This is a genomic window from Simkania sp., assembly GCF_965215465.1.
Classification (GTDB): domain Bacteria; phylum Chlamydiota; class Chlamydiia; order Chlamydiales; family Simkaniaceae; genus Simkania.
In genome coordinates this window covers 2,072,950-2,098,102 of the sequence record NZ_OZ244056.1, presented here as the reverse complement: position 1 = coordinate 2,098,102, position 25,153 = coordinate 2,072,950, and the positions used below count along the sequence as shown (strand labels likewise).

Genomic DNA, 25,153 nt, shown 5'->3' with positions numbered 1-25,153 from the left:
ACAGACATGTTGGAGTTTTTTCGTAAGTATCAACGCTACTTTTTTATCGTTATCGCAGTTGTCATTGTGATTTCTTTTTCCTTTTTCGGAACGCACCAAGCAATCTCAACTCCTAAAGGAGCTGAGGATCGTCCCATTGGAATTGCAGTTGATGGATCTCAAATGAGAAAAAGAGAAATCGATGAAATCAGCCGATTTCTTTGGAGTGATCGGATGGACATGCAACTCACTGAAAAGCGGATGATGCCTAATTTCTTTAACAATGGTGTCATTCGCAAAGATTTTCTATCATCTGGTTTAGGAGTCATGCTCGTATCTGAGTATTTTGACTCGATCAGAGAGTCTTTTGAGACACGTGTGGAAAAACACAAGCATTATCGTCCGTACCAACACCCAACAGCTCCATTCATCAGTGTCGAGTCTCTTTGGGGACAGGTTCTCCCGATGCAAAAAGAAAATCTCGATAAATTCTTAAAGGGAAATCTTCCTGTTGATGCAAATTTATTTTCTCTGCTTGTCGACTTGTACCTTGGCGAAACAGCCTTCCCACCTAATATTCTGCGTGAATACCTTGCGTTTCAACAAAAACACTACAATTGGATTCAACCTGACCCAGCATTGCCACAAGTTGACCTAAATTTATTCCACTGTTCGTCTGTGGAAGATTGGTTTGGCCCTGACTTCATGCAATTGATGAGTCAGTTTGTCCATAATGCTGCTTTGATGGCCAAGCAAAAAGGATACCATGTTTCTCGAGAAGAAGCGCGAGTTGATTTATTCCGCAGTGGGTATGAAGCATTGCAAGCCCAAAATCAATCTAAAGAAGTGGATCAAACCGAACTTTCGAATTTGTGGAAGCAGCAGTTGATGTATCTTGGCATGGACGAAAAAGCAGTACTGACTGTTTGGCAAAAAGTGATGCTCATGCGCCGCCTCTTTGAAGACTATGGACATGCCGCGCTCCTTGATTCTCATCAATATCAAAAGTTTCATTCCTACGCCTCCAAGACGGCTTTAGTTGATCTTTATCAGCTTCCTCCCGCTCTTCAACTCAAAGACTTTAACAGCCTTTTGAAATTGATTTACTACAGTGAAGCCGTTTCTTCGGGTGAAATGAGCGGTCTTGATCTTCCAACGAAGTTCATTTCTGCTGAGCGAGCTAAAGAAAAGCATCCAGAGCTCGTACGTAGTCGCTTTTTGATCGAAGTGGCCGAAGTCAATAAAAAAGACCTGGCTCTGAATGTCAGCTTAAAAGAGATGTGGGACTGGCAGTTAGATCCAGTTAACTTCAAAGCTCTCGAAAAAGAATTCCCAGAACTTGCCGTATCAAGAGCCACAGATGCAGAAAGCTTTTTTGCAGCATTGGAAAAACTTCCTCCAGATGTCCATAGCAAGTTAGATCAGGCCTCTCGCTTGAAAATTGTTGACCGTCATCCTGAATGGATCGCTGCGGCGCTTGAAGAAGCCAGTATAGCAACAAAAGAAATCACAATTGCCCCCAATGGCCACCAAGCAGGACTCGTCGGTTTAGAAAATGCCCTAGAGCTAAAAGAGCTTCTGTCCATAGCGGCACTTAAAGGCTTAGTTGAATCAAATGATCAAGCGATTCAGGCAAGAAGCGCCTTAGAGCAATATTCAGTTGATGGTTCAACTTATTACCGTATCCAAATCCTCGACCGCAGTCCAAAGATGGCACTCATGACATTTGTAGAGGCCAATGAAAGTGGAGTCCTCGATATGCTGCTCGATGCCCATTTGGAAAAAGAGTATCAGAAACTGAAAGCGCTTAATCCCACTCCTTTCAAAACAGAGCAGGGTGAGTGGAAACCGTTTCACCAAGTGAAAAATGAAGTGGGCCGTATGGCTTACAAAAGCGTTTTACAAGACATCGATCAAAAAGTCACTCAAGTCGGTGTGACAGTCGATCAGAATCGGTTTACAGATTTGAATGGGTTTTATCCAAAGTATGGCCTCTATCGTTATATGCAAGCCGCAGAAAGTGATATTCGCATGAAAGGAGCAGCAAGTGCTTACTTGGCCAAAGCTAAGACAGTTTCAGCAGAAGGGAAGTTAGCTTCGCGCACTCCTCTTGAAGACCAATGGAAGCTTGCTCTTGAAACGAAGATCTATAAAAACTATGAAAAGAGTCCATGGTTTGATGAAAGTTTGTTTGCAATGGTCGAAAAAGGGTGGTCGTCGGTCAAAGCATCAAGCGATGGAAAGCTCACCTTTTTTCAGCTTCAGGAAAAGCAAGTGCCAGAAGAAACTTATTTGCAAGAGATCAAGCAAGGACGTCAAGTTCTCTCAGTTGAAGCTCAACGTTTCTTGATGGTCGAATTGCTTGATGAACTCAAAGCAAAAGACGCCATTCACTTGCAGCAGACAGATGTTGAATGAACTCAGCCCCGTTCCTCCGGCATGTTTTTTTAATGTGTCGACCAAAGTGAGGAAGAAGGTCGGTAGGTTAACCTACTTGCCAGACATGTCGGGTTTTCTCAATGAGCAATCATTTGGACGCGTTGCCATCATTTGGAGTCCAGGTGGGCTCACATTGCATGTCCAAGTGAAGAAACCTCTCGAAGAGTCTCTGTACCCGCGCTACCGGGATAGTGATAGCTTTGAAGTTTTCATCGACACACGCAACCTTAAAAATGCACAATCGGTTCATCGTTTCTGTCACCATTTTGTCTTTTTACCCGAAGAAGTTGACGGCGTCCAAGCGCAAGAAGTGACACGGTTCCGATCAGATGAGACTCACGAACTGGCAGCTTCAGAGCTCTTTGCCGTTCAAGTGAACATGGGAAAGAGGGACTATGAAATGGAAATCAACATTCCGAAAGAGGCCTTGCACGGCTATGATCCATCCGAGTTCAAACGGCTTGGCTTTTCGTATCGTCTGAATCGTCTGAATGGCGATCCCCAACATTTCAACCTCTCGTCCCGTTTTTTTTCACTTGAAAAACATCCAGGGCTTTGGGCAACATTGATTTTAACCTGAGAGTGATATGAAATTTACTGATTCACATGAATGGATTCGAGTCGAGGGGAGTCATGCGACTGTTGGCATTTCTGCCCATGCACAAAAGGAACTTGGCGAAATTGTTTACGTCGAACTTCCCGAAGTTGGTCAAGAGGTGAAAGCAGGTGGCGAAATTGCCGTTCTTGAGTCGACGAAAGCTGCAGCAGACATCTATGCTCCTGTTTCTGGAAAGGTGACCAAAATCAATGAAAGTTTGAAAGAAGATGTCTCTTCTCTTAACAAATCTCCTGAGTCAACGGGATGGCTTTTTGAAGTCGAAATGCAAAATCCTGCCGAAGTGGATGAGCTCCTTGATCAAGCGGCTTATCAGACCTTAATCCGATAGTCTGATTGGGCAGAGCTGTACACTTCGCCGCCTTTTATCTCTGGTGTGTCTTTTGGAAAGCTTGCTGAAAGGATCATGAAAGGACGGTCATTGTCATCAAATCCCGCCTCTTGAATCAACGCAGAGCCTCGATACAACCTGTCGTTCTGCTGAAAAAAGACTTCGGCAAGATCCGTGACACCAAAGCAGTCATCAGCAAGAGAGAGATGTTTATGCTTTTGTTGGACTGTTTCGATATAATGTCGAACTTGTTGATGAAGTGAGTATAACGAAGATCTTCCGCCACCAATGAAGAGTTCGATCTTTCCTTCACAACCCTTGAGGATTTCTTCTAATTTATTTTTGAAAGAGTCTATTCCTCTTTCACTAGCAAGATGCACGAGTCCAATATGGGAAATGGTGCCTTCTTTTGTCCGCCCTCGCATTTGCACCACAATGTCAGACCCTAAATGCGTGATCGGTTTCCAGTCTTCAGTTGTTTCTAAAACAATTCCTTGATGCATCCCGATTTCGAGAGATTCACGGCTTCTGGTAAGAGAAGTGGATGAGATGGGAAAATCAAACTCTGATCTTACAGTGTGGATTAGCTCGTCGATTTTAGCAGCTTTTCCCTCTTCTGAGAGAATGACTGTCCACATATCTGTGGGTTCTGTTTCTGCTGGGGAAGCAGCTTCTTCTGTGTTCCAAAAAATACTTGAAAGCGCTGAAATTAAACTTGCCAAGTCTCCATCCTCTGCTTGAATCTCATAAGAGAGGATAGCACAAGATCAGTATAAAAAAAAGGCCCTAGTGTTGAGCTAGGACCAGTCCTATTAATATGATTTTAAATAATAATTTTATGTTGATGGTTAACTTGGGTAATCGAGAATCAAATACGGTTGGTTGTTTAGGTCGAAACCAGCCTCTTTAACAGTGAGGTTGAGGTCTGGACATTCTGCATTGGGTAACCAGGCTCGCAGATCAGCTGCTTGATAGTAGTCATCTTGCAAAAGAACTCGGCCACGATGTGCAGCCTGCACAGATTCGATATACTGTCTCACGGATTGGTAAAGTTTGTTCGAGCTGGAATTCCCTCCTGCAATATAGATTTCAATCTTCGTGTCGGATTTATTTAGCATGTTGTTGAGAACATTTTTTAGCTCATCAATGCGGTTTGCGAGATAGGCTAGTCCAAGTTGAGTGTCGCTTCCATCGGAGCCTTTCGCTCGAAACAAAACGATAATTTCTCGATTGATATCTGTGACGAGTGGTTTGACAGTGTCTGAATTGAGGATGATCCCTCGATTAGGGGCCACTTCAAGAGAATGAGAAGGTGCTGGTGGGCGAAAGTTTGGATCAATATTGTAGTCAAAGTCGGCTTCTTTTAAAGATTCTTGAAGTCCTGCTTCTAGAGCGCTTTCTCCTAGGTTAACTTTCCATTGGGTTGAGCTGTGAGGGTCTTCTTTTTCAACTTCCATTGATGAAGTTCCGTTCCATAGCTTTTCGATAAACGCCAAACCTGCTCGAATTGTCATTTTTCCTCCTTCAAAATTTTGCCTTCGACGAAAAAGTTTTCTTTGTTCCATTAAAAGTCACTTCAACATGATCGTGGTGAATCTTGATGTGAGTTTTCCCATCTTGGTAGATCATCGGGGTCACGATCTGAACGGTATCTCTTCGCTCTCGAATGGTATCACGGTTCTTTTCGGAAAATTCTTTCACAGACTCAGCTGTTGCATACTGACGGCATTCTGCTTCAAGAGATCTGAGCTGTTTTAAAAGTGGTGTTGGAAGAGTTTCTGGGAGGATGTAATCACCAACGCGGACCAGTGAATCGTAAAGATCTTCTACTCCTTCGATAGCTTCGACAGTTGTATGATAGTCCCATAAAGCTGTTGCCATTTCATTGCGATAAGCGCCTTCAATGAGAAAAGGATCGGTTGCCTCTAACGGAACTGAGCAGTCGGCTGTTTTGGAGACGAGGATTTCAAGTTGATATTCCTCTCTCATCCTTGTTCCTGCACCCATGGGGTAGTCAGAGTGTTCCATGGACGACTTGAACAGTGTACTGCAACCTCTTTCGGAATGGGTTAACACTTCGATAAATCCAATGGGTTCATCAGCGACGTTTTCAACGCAGATGCGGTTGAACCATGAAGGAGGAGCTTTTGCAACAGCATCTAATGACATGATCTCTTCACCATTTACATGTATTGGTTCTTCTACAACGCTTACCGAACCGATTCCTCTTTCTTGTTCGCCAAAGCAAGGAAACAACCATTGAATGGCACTAATTATTTTGTCTAGAAGGGCTCTAAAGTTAAAATTGAAGCAGCAATTTTCGTTTGGTAATTGCTCCTGATTTGCCCTTTCAATCCGTGGTATACTCACGACTTCTTCTTCTCCTATCCCCCGAAGAATTCAGTCCCCCTTGATCTATTTAGTTTTTCCCTTTCCATGTTAGTAGAAGAGGGGCTTTTCGCCTTTCTTTTCGTCCAAAGCGGAAAAGGTCAAAAACAAGTAAAAATTCTAGTAAATTCATGAAATTAACCTCGTGTTAATTAAACATTATATCATTATTTATAATAAAATTGTGAATTAAAATTATAAGTTGATGATCGGATTATTCTCTGGTGTTTCTTCTTGAACAAGAAGAGGATAGGTGTCAGTTTCAGAGATATGATCCAGGGCAATTCCCGTGAATCCCATGAAAGCAAGAGCCATGAGTCCTGTTATGATGAAGGTGAGACCCATTCCATGGAGCCCTGCTGGGACATTTGAATAGGTGAGTTTCTCCCGGATGGCTGCAATAAGAGCGATGGCAAGCCACCACCCCAGACCAGCTGAGCCGACATAGACCACATTGGGAATGAGTGGATATTCCCGAACCGTGGCAAAAAGAGAAGCCCCTAAGATGGCGCAGTTGACCGTGATAAGTGGAAGATACATTCCAAGTGCTCGGTAGAGCGCAGGAGCAAACTTGTCGATGACGATTTCCAGCACCTGTACAAAGGCAGCAATGACCGAAATGTAGATGAGAAACTCGAGAAAACTTAGGTTGATGTGCTGCGCTTGAATTCCGATCACGTTGAGCCAACTCAGTGCCCCTTCACCTGTGATGAAGTGATGCACAAGCCAGTTGAGAAAGCCAGACAATGTCATGACGACAAATACAGCAAGTCCCAGACCACTGGCAGTTTTCAACTTGTTTGAGCAGGCAAGATAAGAACACATTCCCAAAAAGTAAAAGAGGAGAATGTTTTGGATGAAACACGACTGAATGGCCAGGCCAAGCAAATTTAATACTGAGTAAGGACCCATTAACATTAGAGATCCTCCTCCTTGGCCAGAATATTACGGAGCCAAATGATTGCACCAATGATAAAAAATGCAGACGGAGCTAGTGCCATGAGGTTGGAATTGACGTAGCGGTCAGGATGCTCCGGTGAGGCATACCAAGATTCGGGAATGATAGGATAGTCTAGCAGCGATCCAAATCCAAAAAACTCGCGAATGACACCAACTATGAGCAAGATGAGTGCATAGCCCGATGCAGCGCCGAGCCCATCTAAAAATGCAGGAAGAGGAGAGACATTTTTTGCCATGCTTTCAGCACGCCCCATCACGAGGCAGTTAGTGATGATCAGGCCGACAAAAACCGACAATGTGAGTGACATTTCATAGAGAAAAGCTTTGAGCACTTGGTCGACAATGATCACAAAGAGAGAGATGATGGCAAGTTGGGCAATCATACGCACATTCGGAGGGGTGATCGATCGGATCAACGAAACAAAGAGGCAAGAAAATCCTGTCACAAAGATGACAGACACACCCATTGTGAGAGCGACATTGACTTTGATTGTCACAGCAAGTGCAGAACAAATGCCTAAGATAGCAACGAGAATTTGGTTGTTTTTCCAAATCTGGTCGGTGTAATAGCGTCTCAACTTCATTGACTTGCCTCCCGCTCATGAGCTCGAATCAAAAAAGGGCGGTAAGGTTCTAAACTGCTGCGCAATGCTTCATTCACTCCGATCACTGTAATCGAGGCTCCAGCAATCCCATCGACGGCACTGCTTGCAAGGTAAGAATCCCCATAGGTTTCTTTGACGGTTGTTTTCACAACCTTAATGCCAAGTTGAGCTCGTGCATAATTGGTCTGTCCAGAAGGACTTTCTTGGAAGATGACCTTTCCTTGAAACTGCTCTTGCCATTTTGGAAGAGCGATGTCTCCTCCGAGTCCAGGCGTTTCTTTTTGGTCATACCATGTCATGCCAAGTACCGTATCTGCATCTGCTTTTAATCCTAAATAACCATAGATGGCGTCCCAAAGTCCATAACCATTGATGGGAATGACGTAACCATAAGGGAGTTGAGACGTAGAAAGATTGGGCTCAATAATGTAGACCAATTTATAGGGGAGATGGGCAAAGCCGTATTTTGCATTCTCTTGCAAGTAGGACTCTTGATCAAGGCCTGCTTCTTCAAAAGTTAGGAGTTCTCCTTCAGCATTGGTGACACGAGTTAAGACCCGTTTATCAAACAGAGTTAAAATATCACGATCTCGTGCTTTCCGTTTTTGATTTGGGGTGGCCACTAAGATGCCTTCCGATACGTTGTATGTTGCAAAGCTTCCATTTAAAAGAAACACGTTTTCATCGGATAAGATGGCGGCGGCACGCAAGAGTTGCTTACTTTTATAAAGCTCACGTGCATCGAGTTGAGGCTGTCTCAAAAGATCTGCTAAAACCGATAGCACGAGTGCGCAAGTGAAGCAGAGCATCACCACAAATAGGAGGGTTTTTCCACTAGTAAATTGCCGCTCTTTTCCTGTCATGAACTTATCCCGCGATTAGAAAATATTGATTTTCGGATAATTTTTTCACAAATTCTTGTGTCGTTCCGAAGGACATACTTGAGAAAGTAGGGCAAGGAAAGACCCAAGAATTTGAGGAAAAAGGAGCGAAAAGCTTGGTTTTAAAATAGTGGGATACGTTCACGTTTCTTCCTAAATAGATTCAGAGCGTAGTAGTCAAAAAGAGGTGCAAACACGTTGCCAAATAAAATGGCAAGCATGACCCCTTCAGGAAACGCCGGATTAATGGTTCGAATCACAATCACCATGGTTCCGATTAAAAGGCCATAAAGCCAACGGGCCCCTTTCATTCCCGGAGAGGAAACAGGATCCGTCGCCATAAAGACGAGACCGAATGCAAGGCTACCGATCAGTAAGTGTTTGTAGGCAGGTAAAGCAAATTTTGCCGGGTTGAAAGCTCCCTGGTGGGGACCAAGATGCAAGGCTCCCCATTCAAAAAGAAGTGCACAGAGGTAGGCTCCGATTCCCATTGCGAGCATTGTGCGCCACGAACCAATGCGTGTGATTAAAAGAAGCAGTGCTCCAATTAAGCAGGCTAAAATCGAAGTTTCTCCCATGGAACCAATCCGATTTCCGAAAAAGAAATTTCCATTTGTCAGCCCTCTCTGACTAAAACGAAGCTGCGCAAAGCGGACAGCATCGGAATAGTTTTCGGGGGAAAGACCAAGTCCTCCTTGGTTTAAAGGAGCGGTTAAAAAGTTTTCAAGATCAGTTTCAGGAAGCGTTTTCAAATCTGCATTCAGCTTTTGCTTCTGCTGAAAATAGCGAAACTGTTTTTCTATAACCTTTTGAGTGGGCACCTCTTTTCCCCACTGCATACCGATGGCATCGACATGAACCCGCTTGATGGCAGGACTCACATTAAAAAAGTTGAGCGCTGAGGATTGAGAGATACCATCAGGAGAATTCACTTTTCCTGATTGCTCGTTCATTTGAACGACACTTTCTTGAATGATGGTAGGATTTGTCCCTACCCAGACAGGCCCAGTCATTTTAGTTGGGAAAGCAAAAAAGAGAAAAGCGCGGCAAACAAGAGCGGGGTTCAAAATGTTCATCCCCGTTCCTCCGAATATCTCTTTTCCAATCACAACTCCAGCTGACACTCCGACAGCGACCATCCAATAGGGGATTGTGGAGGGAAGGATGAGAGCAAAGAGCATGCCTGTGACGAGAAACCCTTCAGAGACTTCATGGCGACGAATGATGGCGAAGAGAACTTCCCAAAAACCTCCCACTGCATATGAAATGAACATGATGGGAAGGAAAGCAATCAGTCCCGCTTTCCAGATCGGAATCCACCGCCCTTCTGAAAAACAAAACGAAAAGTAACCTGAAAACGATTCAGAAGCCCGCAGGTAGTCGAGCATTAGAGAGAAATTGCCACTTTCATAGACGAATTTTTGGACCCCGCTGTTCCAAATGGCTACCAAAATGCAAGGAACGAGGGCATAGACAACGATCATCATCCATCGTTTCAAGTCGATGGCATCGCGAATGTGCGGGCTACGCCTTGTGCGGATGGGTGCTTCATAGAAAAATGTATCCAAAGCCTCAACCAAGGGGCGGTACCGATGGAGGGGTCTTCCTTCTTCTGTGAGAGCAAGTTGATAATCAAAAAACTTTCGTAGCATAGTCTCATCCTGACGTATGAGAAAATTTTTATTCTAGTTTTTTTGCGCAATTCGGTTTCTTGACCGTAAAGAATTGCTTTTGCTAACTTTTTCAACGAATGAAAAACCGGGTTTGAAGAAATGGAAGACCATTCCTATACGATGAACTTTCTTATTAATTTGGTGAACGCTTTGATCAAAAGTGTTGGGGGTGGAATAGGTTTTGCTTTTTTAGTTTTGGAGGCAAAAAAAGCTTGGAAACAAGAGCGTAAATGGAAACTAGCTTTAGCGATTGGTGCAGCAATTTTTGGTGTGTACATTCTGTTTGTAGGGATTTAGATGTTAAAATTTTTGACTATTTTCACAGTTATTTTTGTAGTTTTTCAAGAAGTCGAAGCTCGCCAATACGAAGAAGTTTATTTGTTTGACATTATTGAATCTAATGATTGTGAAAATGTTGGAGATTTCTTTGATAGTCATACTAACTATGTGAAAAAAACGAAACACATTATTGAGTTTGTTGAAGCTTTCCGAAAGGAAATGGGAGTTAGATTTGGTTATGTCCCAACTTGGGAAGAACTCTATGAGTCATATAAAAATAACATGGCAAATATAAGCCTTCCTAAAGAAGAGAAAAAGCGCGTCAAAAATATTTTAAAGACTATTGCTAAAAAGACAGAAAAAAAAGAGTTGGGTTTCGTGCGTTGCAATGCCGTAACATTTGATTATAGAGGAGACTTGGACGTAGATGAACGCATCTCTGAACCTGTTGCTGTTGGGACATCTGAAGCTTTGGCAGGTTTGTTGTTATGTCTTATTGATAATCCCGTTACAAGAGGGGTTGGAAGCTTTTTGTTAGCACACTCAGCATCAAGATTCTGGACATATTACACTGATGTAAAATCTAAAGAGTTTGAGCACTCGCCTTTTGATGCTGAAGGTCATGGGCTAGACCATGACTCTGACCGAGGATGTGGATCATCGGATCATTATGATCGTTTGACAGATAGCGAGATCCGCTAAAGCAGAAATTTCATGAAAGTTGTTTGAGAATTTCTTTTGCACGAAAATCGAAAATTTTATCCAAATCGGATTTAATTTTTAGTGCATGAAAAAATTGGCCAAGAAAGCTGAAGGGCAGCGCATAAGTGACACAATCATTCATGATGGTTTGATCTCCATCAGCTTCGAAACGATGAGAATGATGCCAATACGCATAGGGACCTTTCAGCTGAAGATCAACAAAGGAATGAGGCGGGTTGTAATCTGTAATGAGCGTTGTCCAGCGTACCGGAAGAGACCACACTTTTAAAGTGTAGTCGATCACAGCACCGACGTGCATATCCACAGGAGGAGGGGTGAGCATTTGAAATTTCAGCATAGAAGGTGTCATTTTTTCTAGATTTTCAGGGCGGTCGAAAAAAGAAAAGACGTGATCAATTGAAAACGGGAGTTTTTGAGTGCGCTGTAAGGTATAGAGCTTCATATGCTTTCCTAATTTACCAGTGAATAGTTTGCCCAATTTCTAAAACCCTAAAGTCACGAGTTGAAACGCCGTATTTTTCAAGGGACTGAAAGAGGTCATATGGAGGTTGATGCATTTTTTCGCTGGTTAGCTTAAAAGTTTTCCAATGCATTCCAATGCTTAACTTTGATTTCACTTCCTGGTGAATGAAAACAGCCTCTTCAGGATTCACATGAACTTCACGCATGAAGAAACGAGGGCGATAAGCTCCAATTGGAATCAGGCTGAGATCCATGGGGCCGTACTTTTCTCCGATCACTTTAAAATCATGCGGGTTATAGCCTGTATCGCCTACAAAATAAGCTTTTTTCAATTGAGCTGGATTGTTGAATGTCACGACATAGCCATTCCAATGGCTTTTGTTTCGATCATGCAGACCTCGACCGGAAAAGTGTTGGGTTGGAACAGCCGTAATTGTAACAGATTCGCCGTCTTGAGTAAAATGAAGCTCTTCATGCCAAGCAAGTTCTGTGACATTGAGAATTTGTCGTTTTTTAAACCATTTTGCGACACCAATTGGCACGATCCATTGAATTTGAGGGTGAAGAGCGTTGAGTTTGAGCACTGTTTTCTTGTCTAAGTGGTCATAATGATTATGACTGATGAGGACAAAGTCGACTTTTGAAAAATGGTTTAAAGCGTGTGGGACAGGATGGCGCCTTTTAGGACCGAGAAAGGGGACAGGAGAGCAACGCTTACTCCAAACGGGATCTGTGATCAGATGGACTCCATGATAATTCAAATGGAACGAAGAGTGGTTTAACCAACAAGCAGATGGTTTAGAATTTTCACGCTCTGTCGGAAGCATAAGGTTTGGGAACACAAAGTCATGAGGCGCGACCTCTAGTTTTTTCTCCATTTTGAGAGAATGGATGATCTGCTTGATTGAAAGAGGTTTTTTGTCAAAATGTGGGTTGTAGAAGCGTTTCTTTTTAGCCATAGCGCTTCTTAATGTGCCCCTTTTTATCTTTTTGCTCAATATCTTACAAAAATCTATTCAAAACCGAGGTAGCGGCACATGGCGAGCGCTAATGGGGTGAGGAGATAAGCTGTGAAGGCTCCGATGAGATAAACTCCCACAGCAACCCAGTAAATGACTTTGGTCCATCCCTTGACAGTTTGACAAGCTTCTCTCTTGTCAATGGGACATTCTTTTTTGAGTGCTGGCATGTAGATGCAGAGCCCATTGACCAGGAGCAAGACCCCTACAACTCCAAAGATCCAGTCTTTGTGCTTTGTAATGGGGCCTAGCCAGGGGAAGACTGAAACAAGAGTAGAAATCGCTCCAGCACCGGCAATGGCCGTGATGAGAATAGGTAAGACACAACAGATCCAGGTTGAGGTGGATAAGACTAACGTGATAATACTGAATTGCTTCTTCATTTCATCTCCGCATCTTGGGCGTATCGTCAACTCTACCCATAACTCACTAAAATTTTTCTAGAAACTGTTTTTTTCGAGAGAGCTATGGATAATTTTTCGACGAGCGCCTATCATGAGTGTGAAATCTACTGAGGTGGCATGAACCGCATTTCCAAAAGACGCACAATCATTTTTTCTCTTCTCTGCGTGTTTGTCTTTGCTTTTGCTATTTTTCACCACACCCTGATTTGTTATGGGGTGAAGTTCTTTTTAACTTCTCGTCTCCCTAAAGGTGAGAGTCTTGTTGTCGACTATGAAAGTGGACACTGGGAAAAAGGGGCGTTTGTCTTGCATCATGTGAGTCTTTCTAGGCAAAGTGCGGAGAAATCCTCGGGCTTTGACGTGAAGGTTGAAGATCTCCGTTTTGTTTTTTCCCTCCAATTCTTCCCTTTTCATTTTGGGTCTCAGCTTGTGATTGACTCTCCAGAAATTGCGTTGCTCGATGCCAAGCGAGATGAGAAAAAAAGAAAAAAGGGGCTTTATGCTCTTTGTGAACAGTTACTTTTTAAAAAAGAAATTTTCGTCAATCGTGGAAAGATCGCTCTCAATCAAGACCTTGCAATGGAGGCCTATTTCTCAATCGAAACTCGACAAGGTGTTGATCGGGAAGGGACATTACTCCTAGCGCATTCCGAAGAAGCTCTCGAAAACGCCCCACTAAAAGCGCATTTTTTTAAGCGTGATCATGACTTTGAATTCGATGTCCATTTTAATGAATTGCATCTGCCTTGGATGGTCTCAATGGCGCGCTTTTTTTCGCTTCCCATCGATCCGGCGATCCAACTGACTCAGGGGAACCTCTCAGGCGGGCTTGCATTTGGGCTGAGTCCCACAAATCAAATCTCTCACATTCAGTATGATCTAAAACTCATCGACTTTACCTTAAATCATGCCCGTTATGGTGTTGCGTTCACAGCGTATCAAATCAATTGGCGGGAGCATTTTACCTCAAATGATGAAATGGGCCGATGGACCTCTCATCCCTTTTTTGAAAAAATTTGGCCTTACTTTGTCGGAGACGGAGAGTTTTATGGAGCAAAGATCTCTTTTGAAGATCCTCAAACTCACGTTGATCAGGGATTAGTAGAACTTCGAGGAAAGCTTCAATTTAGTCATCGTAATCAACCTTTGGCAGACTTTCATGGCCTGTTTACCAAAGATGGACGCGAATATCCTTTGCGTCTTGTAGGTGAGGGGCTCATTGAAAATGATCAAAATTGGAAAATGGCTGTTGATCTCTCTCTTCACGAAGAAGGGGGCGAAAAGATGTCAACGTACATGTCTTTCACATCATTGGGCCTGAAGAAGTACCAGTTTGAAAGCCGTTTTCAAAACATTTCCGGCGATCCCGTAGACCTTGTGCAGCGCCTTGTGAAAATCAAGTATCCTCATCTAAATCCCTATGCCCTTGAGCAAGGAAGTTTTGCAGGATCTCTTGTAGGGCTCATTGAAAACCGCCGGTTTCAATCTTTAGATGTCAAAAAACTTAAAGTTGATCAAGCGCAGCTTAGAGATCATAAACACGACCTTCTCTTTTCTGCAAAACAGATGAGAGGCAATGGAGAGTTTGACTTTTCAAGTGCAGATTTTTTTGATGGAACTTTTTGGGCCTTAAAGATTCATGAAGGAGCCTTTAATGGCTTTGGGAATGTCCATGTTACAGGGCTCGATGCAGATCTATCAATGCATGATCAATACATGAAACCATCGAAAGTCACTGCAGAGGTCAATGGCATAGAATCCGATATCCATTTGGAAGGGCTCTATACCCATCTCAATGTAAACTTAGATTTTGGTCTCACTCCCAAAGCTCTTTTTGAGCTTTTAGGCCAGGAGAGAAAAAATGCCTCTCCACAATTTGATGAAAAGCTCGCTTTAGATTTCGATATTCATCTTAGGACGACGAGAGAAGAGCTGTCTGTGGAAGGGAATTTAGACATGGTTCGAGAAAGTTTTCCAACCGACTCAGTTCTTTTTGGAGTGAAGTGGGAGATGGCAGAGCTTTTGCGTGCAGGGTTTTTAAAGGGGCTCACCCTGGGTTGGTTTAAAGCGGAAACTCTCTCTGCAGAGACCATTAATCTGCCATTAGAGTTTTTTGAAAAAACTTGGAGGATTCAGGGAAGTGCAGGGCTTGAAGGAACTCTCAATCGAGAAAAAGTCGCTCTTAGTCTGGATCCCTCTGATCTGATTTACACATCTCCCGAGGTTCATTTAGAAGCAGGCTATGGCGGCGAAAAAGCTCCCTCTTGCCACTTTCGGTATGATTTCGAAACTGGGCAATGGTTTGGAAAACTGCCGCTTAAAAACGCAAAACTGATCGAGAAGTCTTTTGGAATCGAGTTCGATTCATTTAGTAGTGAACTGGATTTAGAAGGAAATTTTTTCGAGTTTCAAAACGTTGTAGCTACTGCTCAAGGCACTTCATTCAAAGGAGCTATTTCTCTCGATTATCAATATGGGGACTATGCAGAGCTTTGCATTAAAACAGATGAAGTCAAAGGGTCGACACTAGCGATTCAAAAGTTTTTACGCCACTTTGCTCCTTTTTCAACACTTGATCTTCCTTTAGGTGGGGAGGTGACAAGCGGGGAAAATGGAATGGTACTGCGAGCTTTTGTTGGCGATCGAGAAGAAATGCTGGGTTGGGAAGTGAGTATGACCTTGCATAATGGCACCTATCCCGTCACACCAACCTGCTCATTTGAAGGGCTCACCACTCGCTTTGAATGGTCTTGGAGAGATCAGGTTCTTAGTTTGATAGAAAGTGATGGCTACTTGCGCTTAGGAGGAGCTGAATCTCCAAAGAACTACCACCTCAATGTTCCAGTAGCTCGCGCAGACTTCAAAGAGGGGGCTTGGGATTACGATCTTCGATTAGAAACTCCAACACATGACATTTGTCGTTTGGTAGGGGACGCAAGACGTGATGAAGATAAAAAAGAGTTCCAGATACACATCGACCCCGAATTGACCCGTTTTTTTGGAGCAAAAGTTGATTTTCGGAAATTTTCGATAGGTGATGAAGGAAAAATCCGCTGTTTAGATTTTGAAACCGATTTGTCATCGCGGGATCTGTATCACCACTTAGATTTTCTTGTTCATGCAGGATTACTTCCCCTCAAATCCTCCACCTTAGAAGAAATGCAAAGCCCGCGATTCGAAGGAGCCACTCACCTAAAAGTGTACTTGAGCGAAGCGGATGAGGCTTTTTCATTTGAAGCAAAAAGTGACCACTTTGCTTTTGGAACAATTGATTGGGAAAAGCTCTACATTCATGCAGAAAGAAAAGGCAATGAGTTTAAACTCGACCACTTTTCTGCGGGTTCATTGACAATGACCGCCCATATGATCAAAGAAAAAGATGCCTGGGAAATTCCTACCTTTTACGTCGATTGGAAAAATTGTAAGCTCCGTGGAGAAAAAGGACTTTTTGATAAAGAAAATGGGGTAGTGAAGCTGCCTCTTAAACACTTGAATGTTGACTTGAGTGAACTTCTCAAAATTGTTCCCAATTTGGGCGACTATGATCTGAGCTATTTGATGGGGCAATTAGCCACAAGTGGCAATCTCGAATGCAACCTTTCAAATGGGCTAAAAGATTGGAGCTTAGATGCTCAGTTGCAACTTCTCGGAAAAGACTTTTCGAAGGGACGCTTGCGAGTTGAAAGTGCCAAGCCCATCCACCTTCACTTCTCACAAGAAAGTGGATTCGAAATTGGTGGAGCTTTATTCCACTTTTTTCACCCTCGATCTAATCAACATTGGGCCAAGTGTGAATTTGAAAAGTTAGGTTATAACTTCGAATCTAAAGACTGGAGCGGAACGGAGTTTAAACTCGTGCTTCCGCCTGAAATGGTGCACCATTTAGGTGCTACAAACGCTCTTCCCTATTTAGGAGCTGGAGAAGGGTATTTAACCCTATTTGATCAGCCCTTTAAATGGGACAATCAAATGGAACTGACATTTGATTTCAAATTTGGAGAAAGAGCCGAAGTCCAAGGCCGATTGAAAGAAGGGTACTATTGGATTGGAGATAAGGCGTGGTACCTAAATGATTTTCGCTACTACCTCACTGGTGGGGAAATAGAGCTTAGAATGAATACCTTGCTGGATGATCACCCGTTTGATCTGCATGCAGAAGTGAGTCTTCTTCCCCATTTAAAGACACGCATTATGCTGCAAGAAACCCTTGTTGAAGATCATGCAACGGTTCACCCATTGACCATTGTGAGTAATTGGAACGCAAACGAAGGCTTTTTCATTCAAAGCATTGAAGGGGCTGTGAGCGGTCTTGATTTTTCTTTTCATCACAATCCAAGAGGATCCTTTTTAGATCAAATGGTGTTAACGGGGCAGCTTAAGATCGATGTTCCTACCTTGGCAAAGGTTCTCCCTAAGTCGTTGCAAGAGACGATTCAGGAATTTGAAATAGGCAAAGGGTATGAGCTAAGTGGGGATTGGATCATTTCAAAAGAAAAACTCTTAGATTCCCACTTTACTGGTTATCTCAAAGGAAAACGATTTCAATTGATGGGGTCAGAAATGGAAACCCTACTCAGTGAGATTTCCATACATACGGATCACATCGAATTGACAAAACTCAATTTAAGTGATGTTTCGGGAATTTTTTCTATTGATGATCTTCGTGTGACAAAAGTTGAAGATCAGAAATGGAAAGTTTCAATTCCTCGTATTGTCGCCCAAAATTTCCGTCCGAGCTTGCTGAAAAAAGCTGGCCGCTACCAGGGGCAAATCAAACCTCTGCATATTCGAGATATGAGTTTTCATAACATTCGAGGCGTTTTGGGAGATGCAAAGAGCTTTACTGGAAAAGGTAGCTTAAACTTTACCAATACCTTTAAAAGTGATTACAACATTCTCGACATTCCTTTTGAAATCTTAGGACGTTTGGGGTTAGACATGGGGTTGCTCGTTCCCATCAAAGGGAGGCTTGATTATGTCATGGCAGATGGAAAAGTTTACCTGACGCAACTCTCCGATAGTTATAGTGAAGGAAAGCGCTCAAAGTTTTACCTTTCCCCGTCAGAGCCCTCATTTATTGATTTAGATGGGAATCTCAATATCAATATTAAGATGAAGCAATACGTTCTTCTTAAAATCACTGAGCCCTTTACTCTTTCGATTGCTGGAACATTTGAAGACATTCGCTACAGTTTGAAATGACCCAATTAGCAAAAGCCATCATCAGATCCCTGTCTCAGTTTTTATATCCCTCTTTTTGCCTCCATTGTAATCGTCAAACCTTTGGAAAGGATAAGTGGATTTGCACAAGTTGCTTTGACCAAATTGAATGGATCGATTCAACCCTAGCCTGTCAAACGTGTGGGAGGCCTAAACGGGATCGCGTGAGCTTACAATGTAAAGAGTGTCGCAAACGTCCCAGTTATCTGATGCCTTTTAGCTCATGCTTTTTTCCAGAGGGGCCGGCTTATAGTTTGCATGAACAGCTGCGAGTTTATGAAAGTGAAGATGTTGCTAAAATCTTTGCTTCGCTTCTTGTCGTGAAATGGAAAGGTCTTTCGTGGCCTTATCCCGATGCAGTCGTGCCTATTCCTGACAGTCGCCTTGAGATGCTGTCACTGAAAAGACAGCCCAACTACCTCATTGCAAAAGCGCTTAGTAAAATCCTATCGGTCCCTTTTCGTCCCCTTTTAACGACTCAGGAAAAGGGGATTGCTTACGGCTTTCGTATCAAGACCTTCATCCAAGGCAATCTCACAGACAAAAAGGTTTTACTGATTTCCGATATGGTGCGCGATAGTGATACCATACGCTTTGCTCGCGATGCCATTTTATCTCTTTTTCCCAAAACGATTTATACCTTGGCATTATTTGATCGCCGGATGTAAGATCATTTCTTTTTTTACGAGGGTGTCATATGTCATGTTGTAGTAGAACAAGATGTGGGCCAGTTCATGCGCCCAAACTTCCCGAACATTATGAAACAGTGCGCTTTCTTTGCGCAGTAGCCATTACAGCTCTTGCTGTTAAAGCATTACCTCAAACTTTTGCAAAATGGTCTGTCGTTGGGCTGGGTCTTCACCTCGGAGGCCGAGTGATCAAAGATTGGCCCCAACTGTCGGAAGATCTTTCCCAAACGCCAGAAACGTGTGCTTCAGGTTGTACTGATATAGTGGCCCAAAGTTACAGACTCAAGTTTGATCCGAGGCTGTCTCTGATCATCGCTGCGATCTTTTTCTGCTGCCATATTGAGCATCATGCAACCGAAATGGTTCCAGTTGTTGGTGCGGTTTTTGGCTTTCGGGTCTTTCATTGGATTAATCCCCCGCATTAATGCTTTGAGCTTTTTAACTCATAGCTATTATATGTTGAGGAACATAGTATTTGAAGTCCGTCTTGAGACTCTCAATAAAATGTTTCAATTAGCGCTGCCAAAGCAGGCAATGGTGGACTGCACACGAGCTCATCGGAGAGTTTCTGACAAAAATGCAAAGAGATTTGGCGGCAAAAAACGCTCAACACTTTGACACCTATTGAAAAAGTGTCAAAGAGCATCTCCGTCGCCAAATTCAAGCTTAAATAGCTCTTTGAAGCCATTCTAAAGATCTTTTTCTACTCTGACTCCATATAGAACTTAGCCGGCTTTAACTTGCTCTAATCCAGCTCTGCCAAAAAATGGATTAGTGTCCGTGACATTATCTTGATGAGTGACAATCTTTGAATAAGATGCTCTCTTGCCAAGAAGTGTTGATGCAATGTCGGTCAATGAATGTTTTGGACCTGTTTCGTTTGTAACAGAGATTTTTTGGTGTTCTCCTAATATGGCGAATTTTCCAACATGTTTAAAAGCGTCTGCCAATGAGTGATATTTCTTTGGAGGAATAAATAGTCCTGCCACAATTGAGCTTCCCATTTTATCAAGATACTTAGCCGCAATTATTCCATCCATAGCGATCCCTCTAAATGACAAACTACTTTGGACTGTTTTGCCTGATAGACCTTCATAGATAGCAATCCCTATAGCAGGTATGACCTTAAGTGCCATTTTTGCAAGTAGAATAGTCGCTGCAAGCCCATAAACTGGAGCGCGTAACAAGCAGGAGGCGACACCTATAGTCGCTCGCCAAGGTAAACTCGTCGTTACGGCATTGGTTTCGTTGGCGTCAGCTATCATATCGTAGCCTTTTGGCCTTGTTGTAGCAGGTTTCTTACATGTAATAGGTTTAGGTGGACTACCGCTTTGACTACTATAGTTTGAACTATCGTAACTTTGACTACTGTCGTATAAACTATGGTTACTTAGGCTACTGTAGTTTGAACTATCGTAACTTAGACTTGTTGTACCAGTCATATTTCTCCCCTTTTTTTCCATCTTTCCTAATGATAGTTCTATTATATCAAATAATAATTTAATTTTTAACATTTTTGTGATTTATTTTTTAATTTATTTATTGTTAATTACTTGTGTTAATATAGAGTGCTATTATCTAACCTTTTAAAATTAATATATTTATTTAAACTATTTATTATGAATTATTTAAGGCGGGGTGTGTGTGAATCAAGTTCATTTAGGTCTATTTCTGTATTGTTTGATCTAGGAGCTTCTATGGGTTTTTCGCACCCTATAGATGCCCGCATCAACTACGAGCTCTTTGGTTTAACAGCTTGAGTGACTTAAGCTTCGATGTTTTGACGTGTCATTTGGCGCAGGCGCAAGCACTAAGGTGAGCAAAGTATTCTGCAATTGGCTTTTCCCTCCACTCAGGGGGGAGTTTTTGGCGCCACTCTTTTGCCTGAGTCAAATCTTTGGGAAAGTGAGTTTCTTGCTCTCCTTCTAGGATATTAATGAGGAAGGCCAGTCCATATTGACTCTCTCGTATAGCAGCCACTTGATAGAATTTAACTGCAAGGCTGTAAGCTTTAAGATCCCAGAGAAGTTTTGCAGATAAGAGAACATTATGTACGTTTATTTTATCTACTTCGTTCTCAAAGCAATAGGAGAAAAGTTGGACAGCATTTTCATCTTTACCTTCTTTTGTATAGAGATGTGCCAGGCTGAGTTTTGCTGAGACACTTCCCATCTCTGATGCAATGAGATAGAGCCTCTTTGCTTCTTCAACCTTATCCTTTTTCATGAGCTTTCCCGCTCGTGTTTCGATTAAAAATCGACGATCAATATCTGTAAATCCTGAATCAGTTAGGAAAATTGGAATACGATTTTCAGGTTTGAGTGCTTCATTACCCATGTCGAATTTGAATCTTGGCTCCTGAGGGGTGGAGACGTAGATTTCGAAATTTCCAATTGGGTGGCGACTGAGGGGGTTCGCAACAATCTGATTGCCGGCTTTGATGCAGTCTAATATAAACAATTCAGCATCAAAAAGATAAGTCCTTCCTTCTTCTTTAACTAGGCAGATGTAGTAAGCGTTTCCATTCTCAAATCGTTCATTTTGAAGAGCTTGAAATGTTTCAGTCGTATAAGGGTCGATTTCGTTTAGGTCTATTTCTACATGGGTGGTGGGGTAAAGGGTTTCCCATGTCCAACTTATTGCTTGAGACACATATGAGACCATTTTTTCCTCCAGGATTATGAGGTAAAAGCCTAGTTCATAGCCTATTAAATGTAAACTTTTTAAATTTTTAATTAGTTAATTATTAAAACAATAATTATTAATTATTTAAATAATATTTTGACTTTGTTATAATTGTTTGTAATTGAAGATGGAAAGAAGGGTAGAAGAATGGCTGCTACGCTAGAGTCAAATCATTCAAAATTATCTCAAACATTTGAAGGTCAATCATTTCAAATAGAATCAGAGGGTGTTTCTAATGCTGCTTTAGAAGTTGCTGATACTCAGGAGCAGACGCAAGAAACAGCTAAAAAAGTTGCCTATTACTGGATTAAAATGGATCTAGACGACCCTGGACTCTCCTCAAAATTTGGCCAAGAGAGTCATGAAATAAGTTTCCTGCGCTTAGAAAATGCAGGGTATGAAGTCACCACGGTCATAGGGAATCAAGGGTTTCTTGAGCACACTTCGCAAGACTTAAGGCATCCAGATCTCATCTTGATTCGTGGCCATGGCAATCCATGGTGTTTAGAAGATTTTGAGGTTTCAGGCGATAACATTGTCTCAACAGACCCTAATTTATCTGCATCCGAAAGAGTAGAAATCATAGATCGATTGAGCTCAATTTTAGATGAAGGATCGGTTCTTGGACTGAGCGGTTGCGCAACAGGTAACAAATCAGTACAGAACAATTTTGCTTGTGTGACTTCAAAAGTTTGCCCTCAAACAAAGGTTTTGGCTTTCCAAGAGTTAGTATACGGTTTGGGCATTCCTGTTTTCGAAGAAGTTCCAAATCAAACGGGGCTTCGAGTCACAAGTTTGAAAGGTGGTTCGAAAAAGCTAAAAGGACAAGAAACATCTGTTGTTTATGAAAATGGTGTAGAGACTTCAGGCCAAGAGGCTTTGCGCCTCCCGAGAATGTTTCGCGAGCAAAAAACGCAACGAATGTCACGCACGGTCGTTGCGAGTGCGATCTTTATTGGTGGAGCTGCATTATTTGCTGTAGGAGCCTCTATGGGTTTTTCACCTTATGATGTTTATGACATGACAGCGTCAACTTTGAGCGCATTGTTTTAAACAGCTTGAGCGACTTAAGCTTCGATGTTTTGGCGTGTCATTTGAATTTGGCGGCGGAGGCGCTCGTTGCTTTCAAGCTCTTTAGACACTTTTTTCCATGCATGTAAAAGTGTTGAGTGTTTTTTTCCACCAAATGCTGAGGCAATTTTTGTCAGGGACTCTCCAATAAGCTCTTTGGCAAGATACATGGCAATCTGTCTTGCGGTTGCAATGTCTTTGCTTCGCTTCGAGCCGCGCAGGTCGCTTTCGCTGACGTTAAACATCGAGGAGACGCTTGTTAGAATGCGATCGACCGACACCCGTTTTTGTGGCGCAGATTGAAACATTTCACCGAGAGTGTTGTCGACGACTTCTTCAGTTGCCTCGAGATGCATCAGGCGACAGTAGGCTCCTAGGCGATTGACAGCCCCTTCGAGCTGACGGACATTGTTGAAGATGTGTTCTGCAATGTAAAACGCAATGTGATTAGAGATTTTGAACCCTTTTTGTTCCGCTTTATGTTGCAGAATCGCAACGCGTGTTTCGACATCAGGCATGCCAATATGAGCAACAAGACCCCACTCCATTCGCGCTATCATTCGTTCGGAAAGTTTCAGTTGACCCGGGGGTTTATCACTTGTGATGACAATTTGTTTGTTTTGGTTGATCAAAGTTTCAAACGTGTTGCAAAACTCTTCTTCGAAGTTGAGTCGGTTTTGTAAAAATTGAATGTCGTCGACGAGTAAGACATCTAAATTGCGAAAGTACCGTTTCATTTTATCGACAGACTTATTCCGTAAGTGAAACACTAAATCGTTGATAAATCCTTCAGTTGTGATGCATTGAAAACGGAGTTTTTTGTGCTGACTTTTGAGCACATGTCCGATGGCATGCAACAAATGGGTTTTTCCAAGACCGACCCCTCCATGAATGAAGAGAGGGTTGTACGATTTTCCTGGTTTGGAAGCGACACCTAAGCAAGCAGACTTGATAAATTGATTTGAAGGCCCTTCAATGAAATGATCAAATGTGTAGTTTTCATTGAGTTTCATTTCCTGTTCAAAAGGCACTTTTTCAGTGCGGGGGCGTGGCTTTGAAGTGACTTTGGGTTTCTCTTGTTTGAGCTCTTGCACAATAAATTGCAAATCAGGTTCACCTTTTTTGCTCGCGCCAAAAAAAGTGCAAAGTTCTTCGCGGTAATTGTCGAGTAAGTATTCGTGCACAAAAACATTGGGAACGAGCAAAACCGGCTTGTCAGATTCAGTGTTTAATTGGATGGGAGCAATCCAGTTTGCATACTCAACACGACTGCACCGCTCTTTCATCAAGCGTAAGAATTCAGACCATGTTTCTTCAAGTGAGTGGGTTAACATTAGCAAACCAATTAAGGCGATATTTTTGTGACGTTCTTAGTGCGAAGTATACCCTTTTTGCCACAATATTCCCACCCAAAAATCGTTTGCTTAAGAAACCTTTCGCGAAGTGTCTGGACCAAAATGGAAAACAGGCTCTACGCTTCTCTTTCCAATGCAATGTTCTAAGCGATAATCGACCATTTCTGTTGCTGCAAGATGAGTGGAGATTTTCTTTTTGTTTGCAATTTGAAAAATCTCTAACAGATTTTGATGAATTTCCTGTGTCATTTTTCGTGATTCACAAGCTTGGTATCCTTCAGGAGAAAGTTCTCGCGACACATTGATCAGTCCTCCTGCGTTGATGACAAAGTCAGGCGCGTAAAAAATGCCTCGATTGTTTAATTGATCTGCATCAGACGGGTGTAATAATTGATTGTTGGCTGAACCTGCAATGGCTTGGCAACGTAATTTAGGAATGGTTTCTTTATTTAAAATTCCTCCCATTGCACACGGTGAGAGAATATCACAATCGACAAAGAGAATTTCTTCTGGGCTGACGACTTCTGCTTCGTAACGATGGAAACATCCCGATAGAGCCTTTTCGTTAACATCTGCGACAATGAGTTTTGCTCCTTCCCAAAATAGGAGATTTACCAAATGTTTACCAACGTTACCTAAACCTTGGATTGCAATCGTTTTGTCTTCTAAGGATGTGTGGTTTTCAAGATGCTTGAAAATGGATTTCATTCCGCGAACAATTCCCCAGGCTGTGAAGATAGAGGGGTCACCACTTCCCAATTCATATCCCGCTCCACATGCGTATTTAGTTGTGTTTAGAATTGTGTGGATGTCTTCTATGTTACTTCCCACATCCTCTGCGCAAATGTATTTTCCTCCAAATGTATTGACCGCTTCCCCAAAAGCATGAAGAAGAGCCGGTGATTTATTGGTTTTTGGATCTGCAATGATCACACTCTTAGCCCCACCTAAGCCAACATTTGCCATTCCTGCTTTGTATGTCATGCCTTTCGAAAGACGTAAAACATCCGTTAGAGCATGGTCAAAATTTGGATAGGGGTAAATGCGGGTTCCACCTAGCCCTGGTCCTAACGTTGTGTTGTGAACGGCAATGATTGCATTCAACCCAGAGAGGGGTTCTGTAAATTTTACAATTTTTTCATAACCAGGAACAATAATATCTTCTTGCTTCATAGCCACTTTGCCTCATCTTTTTTGACTCTAGATAGTGTCGTCACAAGTTGGCCAATCCTTAAACGACTCTTGGAGAAAATTTCATCGTTGCCTTCATTCGAAAGCCCGATTTGGGCTTCCGGAATCAGCCGCCTTGAACTTTTCTTCCATGAGCCGCTTCTTTATTGTCCCTCTCGTGACGACAGTATCTAGAAGCGTCTA

23 protein-coding genes are annotated in these 25,153 nt (G+C 42.5%); 9 read left to right on the top strand and 14 right to left on the bottom strand.

The genetic code is table 11. The annotated features are described in order from the left end of the window. The first annotated feature begins 6 nt into the window (after nt 1-6). The 3 genes from ACOOFG_RS09815 to gcvH are packed head-to-tail and all read left to right on the top strand — an operon-like array spanning nt 7 to nt 3,365. Nucleotides 7-2,397 (top strand): hypothetical protein, encoded by a 2,391-nt coding sequence (locus ACOOFG_RS09815; protein ID WP_420421292.1) that lies wholly within the window; start codon nt 7-9, stop codon nt 2,395-2,397. Next, on the top strand, nt 2,387-2,998 hold the full coding sequence (locus tag ACOOFG_RS09810; RefSeq protein ID WP_420421291.1) for a hypothetical protein: 612 nt from the start codon (nt 2,387-2,389) through the stop codon (nt 2,996-2,998). Before ACOOFG_RS09815 ends, ACOOFG_RS09810 begins: the two co-directional genes overlap by 11 nt. Nucleotides 2,999-3,005: 7 nt before the next feature. Continuing rightward, nucleotides 3,006-3,365, top strand: coding sequence for a glycine cleavage system protein GcvH (gene gcvH / locus ACOOFG_RS09805; RefSeq protein WP_420421290.1), 360 nt, complete (start codon nt 3,006-3,008; stop codon nt 3,363-3,365). On the opposite strand, the gene ACOOFG_RS09800 is transcribed toward gcvH, so the two are convergent. The 7 genes from ACOOFG_RS09800 to nqrB form a co-directional block, all read right to left on the bottom strand. Beyond that, nucleotides 3,347-4,087, bottom strand: coding sequence for a hypothetical protein (locus ACOOFG_RS09800; RefSeq protein ID WP_420421289.1), 741 nt, complete (start codon nt 4,085-4,087; stop codon nt 3,347-3,349). The two genes, gcvH and ACOOFG_RS09800, sit on opposite strands and share 19 nt — an antisense overlap. Nucleotides 4,088-4,213: 126 nt before the next feature. Then, nucleotides 4,214-4,879 carry a hypothetical protein gene (locus ACOOFG_RS09795; RefSeq protein WP_420421288.1) on the bottom strand — a complete coding sequence of 222 codons (666 nt, stop codon included), beginning with the start codon at nt 4,877-4,879 and terminating at the stop codon, nt 4,214-4,216. A 10-nt stretch (nt 4,880-4,889) separates the two neighbouring features. Beyond that, the gene (locus ACOOFG_RS09790; protein WP_420421287.1) at nt 4,890-5,534 is read right to left on the bottom strand and encodes a hypothetical protein; all 645 of its coding nucleotides are present in this window, start codon (nt 5,532-5,534) and stop codon (nt 4,890-4,892) included. Nucleotides 5,535-5,948: 414 nt separating this feature from the next. Next, nucleotides 5,949-6,671, bottom strand: coding sequence for an NADH:ubiquinone reductase (Na(+)-transporting) subunit E (gene nqrE / locus ACOOFG_RS09785; protein ID WP_420421286.1), 723 nt, complete (start codon nt 6,669-6,671; stop codon nt 5,949-5,951). Continuing rightward, complete coding sequence (gene nqrD / locus ACOOFG_RS09780; RefSeq protein ID WP_420421285.1) at nt 6,671-7,297, bottom strand: NADH:ubiquinone reductase (Na(+)-transporting) subunit D; 627 nt, start codon at nt 7,295-7,297, stop codon at nt 6,671-6,673. The genes nqrE and nqrD overlap by 1 nt, the downstream gene beginning before the upstream one ends. Further along, nucleotides 7,294-8,181, bottom strand: a complete 888-nt coding sequence (nqrC, locus tag ACOOFG_RS09775) for an NADH:ubiquinone reductase (Na(+)-transporting) subunit C (protein WP_420421284.1) — start codon at nt 8,179-8,181, stop codon at nt 7,294-7,296. The genes nqrD and nqrC overlap by 4 nt, the downstream gene beginning before the upstream one ends. Before the next feature lie 140 nt (nt 8,182-8,321). Beyond that, the gene (gene nqrB, locus ACOOFG_RS09770) at nt 8,322-9,851 is read right to left on the bottom strand and encodes an NADH:ubiquinone reductase (Na(+)-transporting) subunit B (RefSeq protein WP_420421283.1); all 1,530 of its coding nucleotides are present in this window, start codon (nt 9,849-9,851) and stop codon (nt 8,322-8,324) included. Nucleotides 9,852-9,971: 120 nt separating this feature from the next. On the opposite strand from nqrB, the gene ACOOFG_RS09765 reads away from it, so the two are divergent. Both ACOOFG_RS09765 and ACOOFG_RS09760 read left to right on the top strand, forming a co-directional pair. Further along, nucleotides 9,972-10,169, top strand: coding sequence for a hypothetical protein (locus ACOOFG_RS09765; RefSeq protein WP_420421282.1), 198 nt, complete (start codon nt 9,972-9,974; stop codon nt 10,167-10,169). Beyond that, the gene (locus tag ACOOFG_RS09760) at nt 10,170-10,853 is read left to right on the top strand and encodes a hypothetical protein (protein ID WP_420421281.1); all 684 of its coding nucleotides are present in this window, start codon (nt 10,170-10,172) and stop codon (nt 10,851-10,853) included. 10 nt (nt 10,854-10,863) lie between these two features. Here ACOOFG_RS09760 and ACOOFG_RS09755 read toward each other — a convergent pair whose 3' ends face one another. From ACOOFG_RS09755 to ACOOFG_RS09745, 3 genes are read right to left on the bottom strand one after another with little or no spacing between them, the layout of a single operon-like run. Continuing rightward, nucleotides 10,864-11,316 carry an SRPBCC family protein gene (locus ACOOFG_RS09755; RefSeq protein WP_420421280.1) on the bottom strand — a complete coding sequence of 151 codons (453 nt, stop codon included), beginning with the start codon at nt 11,314-11,316 and terminating at the stop codon, nt 10,864-10,866. A 13-nt stretch (nt 11,317-11,329) separates the two neighbouring features. Beyond that, the gene (locus tag ACOOFG_RS09750; protein ID WP_420421279.1) at nt 11,330-12,295 is read right to left on the bottom strand and encodes an MBL fold metallo-hydrolase; all 966 of its coding nucleotides are present in this window, start codon (nt 12,293-12,295) and stop codon (nt 11,330-11,332) included. A 53-nt stretch (nt 12,296-12,348) separates the two neighbouring features. Further along, nucleotides 12,349-12,738 (bottom strand): hypothetical protein, encoded by a 390-nt coding sequence (locus ACOOFG_RS09745; protein WP_420421278.1) that lies wholly within the window; start codon nt 12,736-12,738, stop codon nt 12,349-12,351. Between the two features lie 138 nt (nt 12,739-12,876). Here ACOOFG_RS09745 and ACOOFG_RS09740 point away from each other — a divergent pair, with 138 nt between their 5' ends. Genes ACOOFG_RS09740 through ACOOFG_RS09730 form a run of 3 tightly spaced genes read left to right on the top strand, consistent with a single transcriptional unit; the run spans nt 12,877 to nt 19,093 of the window. Next, entirely contained in the window at nt 12,877-17,961 is a 5,085-nt protein-coding gene (locus tag ACOOFG_RS09740) for a hypothetical protein (protein WP_420421277.1), read from the top strand. After that, nucleotides 17,958-18,647 carry a double zinc ribbon domain-containing protein gene (locus ACOOFG_RS09735; RefSeq protein WP_420421276.1) on the top strand — a complete coding sequence of 230 codons (690 nt, stop codon included), beginning with the start codon at nt 17,958-17,960 and terminating at the stop codon, nt 18,645-18,647. The genes ACOOFG_RS09740 and ACOOFG_RS09735 overlap by 4 nt, the downstream gene beginning before the upstream one ends. A gap of 29 nt (nt 18,648-18,676) precedes the next feature. Beyond that, on the top strand, nt 18,677-19,093 hold the full coding sequence (locus ACOOFG_RS09730) for a hypothetical protein (RefSeq protein ID WP_420421275.1): 417 nt from the start codon (nt 18,677-18,679) through the stop codon (nt 19,091-19,093). Nucleotides 19,094-19,393: 300 nt separating this feature from the next. Here ACOOFG_RS09730 and ACOOFG_RS09725 read toward each other — a convergent pair whose 3' ends face one another. Together ACOOFG_RS09725 and ACOOFG_RS09720 are read right to left on the bottom strand one after the other, a co-directional pair. Next, on the bottom strand, nt 19,394-20,182 hold the full coding sequence (locus ACOOFG_RS09725; protein WP_420421274.1) for a hypothetical protein: 789 nt from the start codon (nt 20,180-20,182) through the stop codon (nt 19,394-19,396). Nucleotides 20,183-20,456: 274 nt separating this feature from the next. After that, on the bottom strand, nt 20,457-21,332 hold the full coding sequence (locus ACOOFG_RS09720; protein WP_420421273.1) for a hypothetical protein: 876 nt from the start codon (nt 21,330-21,332) through the stop codon (nt 20,457-20,459). Between the two features lie 168 nt (nt 21,333-21,500). Here ACOOFG_RS09720 and ACOOFG_RS09715 point away from each other — a divergent pair, with 168 nt between their 5' ends. Then, complete coding sequence (locus tag ACOOFG_RS09715; protein ID WP_420421272.1) at nt 21,501-22,406, top strand: hypothetical protein; 906 nt, start codon at nt 21,501-21,503, stop codon at nt 22,404-22,406. 14 nt (nt 22,407-22,420) lie between these two features. On the opposite strand, the gene dnaA is transcribed toward ACOOFG_RS09715, so the two are convergent. Both dnaA and ACOOFG_RS09705 read right to left on the bottom strand, forming a co-directional pair. After that, nucleotides 22,421-23,758, bottom strand: coding sequence for a chromosomal replication initiator protein DnaA (gene dnaA / locus ACOOFG_RS09710; protein ID WP_420421271.1), 1,338 nt, complete (start codon nt 23,756-23,758; stop codon nt 22,421-22,423). A 90-nt stretch (nt 23,759-23,848) separates the two neighbouring features. Then, nucleotides 23,849-24,952, bottom strand: coding sequence for a Glu/Leu/Phe/Val family dehydrogenase (locus ACOOFG_RS09705; RefSeq protein WP_420421270.1), 1,104 nt, complete (start codon nt 24,950-24,952; stop codon nt 23,849-23,851). Nucleotides 24,953-25,153: the final 201 nt, after the last annotated feature.

Excerpts from the sequence above, each read along its gene's own strand:
- ACOOFG_RS09765 (WP_420421282.1), top strand. The coding sequence starts at position 9,972 with ATGGAAGACCATTCCTATACGATGAACTTTCTTATTAATTTGGTGAAC.
- nqrC (WP_420421284.1), bottom strand. The coding sequence starts at position 8,181 with ATGACAGGAAAAGAGCGGCAATTTACTAGTGGAAAAACCCTCCTATTT.
- nqrB (WP_420421283.1), bottom strand. The coding sequence starts at position 9,851 with ATGCTACGAAAGTTTTTTGATTATCAACTTGCTCTCACAGAAGAAGGA.
- ACOOFG_RS09790 (WP_420421287.1), bottom strand. The coding sequence starts at position 5,534 with ATGTCATTAGATGCTGTTGCAAAAGCTCCTCCTTCATGGTTCAACCGC.
- ACOOFG_RS09740 (WP_420421277.1), top strand. The coding sequence starts at position 12,877 with ATGAACCGCATTTCCAAAAGACGCACAATCATTTTTTCTCTTCTCTGC.
- ACOOFG_RS09795 (WP_420421288.1), bottom strand. The coding sequence starts at position 4,879 with ATGACAATTCGAGCAGGTTTGGCGTTTATCGAAAAGCTATGGAACGGA.
- ACOOFG_RS09810 (WP_420421291.1), top strand. The coding sequence starts at position 2,387 with ATGTTGAATGAACTCAGCCCCGTTCCTCCGGCATGTTTTTTTAATGTG.
- ACOOFG_RS09745 (WP_420421278.1), bottom strand. The coding sequence starts at position 12,738 with ATGAAGAAGCAATTCAGTATTATCACGTTAGTCTTATCCACCTCAACC.
- nqrE (WP_420421286.1), bottom strand. The coding sequence starts at position 6,671 with ATGTTAATGGGTCCTTACTCAGTATTAAATTTGCTTGGCCTGGCCATT.
- ACOOFG_RS09760 (WP_420421281.1), top strand. The coding sequence starts at position 10,170 with ATGTTAAAATTTTTGACTATTTTCACAGTTATTTTTGTAGTTTTTCAA.
- ACOOFG_RS09705 (WP_420421270.1), bottom strand. The coding sequence starts at position 24,952 with ATGAAGCAAGAAGATATTATTGTTCCTGGTTATGAAAAAATTGTAAAA.
- dnaA (WP_420421271.1), bottom strand. The coding sequence starts at position 23,758 with ATGTTAACCCACTCACTTGAAGAAACATGGTCTGAATTCTTACGCTTG.
- ACOOFG_RS09735 (WP_420421276.1), top strand. The coding sequence starts at position 17,958 with ATGACCCAATTAGCAAAAGCCATCATCAGATCCCTGTCTCAGTTTTTA.
- ACOOFG_RS09750 (WP_420421279.1), bottom strand. The coding sequence starts at position 12,295 with ATGGCTAAAAAGAAACGCTTCTACAACCCACATTTTGACAAAAAACCT.
- ACOOFG_RS09725 (WP_420421274.1), bottom strand. The coding sequence starts at position 20,182 with ATGTTAAAAATTAAATTATTATTTGATATAATAGAACTATCATTAGGA.
- gcvH (WP_420421290.1), top strand. The coding sequence starts at position 3,006 with ATGAAATTTACTGATTCACATGAATGGATTCGAGTCGAGGGGAGTCAT.
- ACOOFG_RS09715 (WP_420421272.1), top strand. The coding sequence starts at position 21,501 with ATGGCTGCTACGCTAGAGTCAAATCATTCAAAATTATCTCAAACATTT.
- ACOOFG_RS09720 (WP_420421273.1), bottom strand. The coding sequence starts at position 21,332 with ATGGTCTCATATGTGTCTCAAGCAATAAGTTGGACATGGGAAACCCTT.
- ACOOFG_RS09755 (WP_420421280.1), bottom strand. The coding sequence starts at position 11,316 with ATGAAGCTCTATACCTTACAGCGCACTCAAAAACTCCCGTTTTCAATT.
- ACOOFG_RS09730 (WP_420421275.1), top strand. The coding sequence starts at position 18,677 with ATGTCATGTTGTAGTAGAACAAGATGTGGGCCAGTTCATGCGCCCAAA.
- nqrD (WP_420421285.1), bottom strand. The coding sequence starts at position 7,297 with ATGAAGTTGAGACGCTATTACACCGACCAGATTTGGAAAAACAACCAA.
- ACOOFG_RS09815 (WP_420421292.1), top strand. The coding sequence starts at position 7 with ATGTTGGAGTTTTTTCGTAAGTATCAACGCTACTTTTTTATCGTTATC.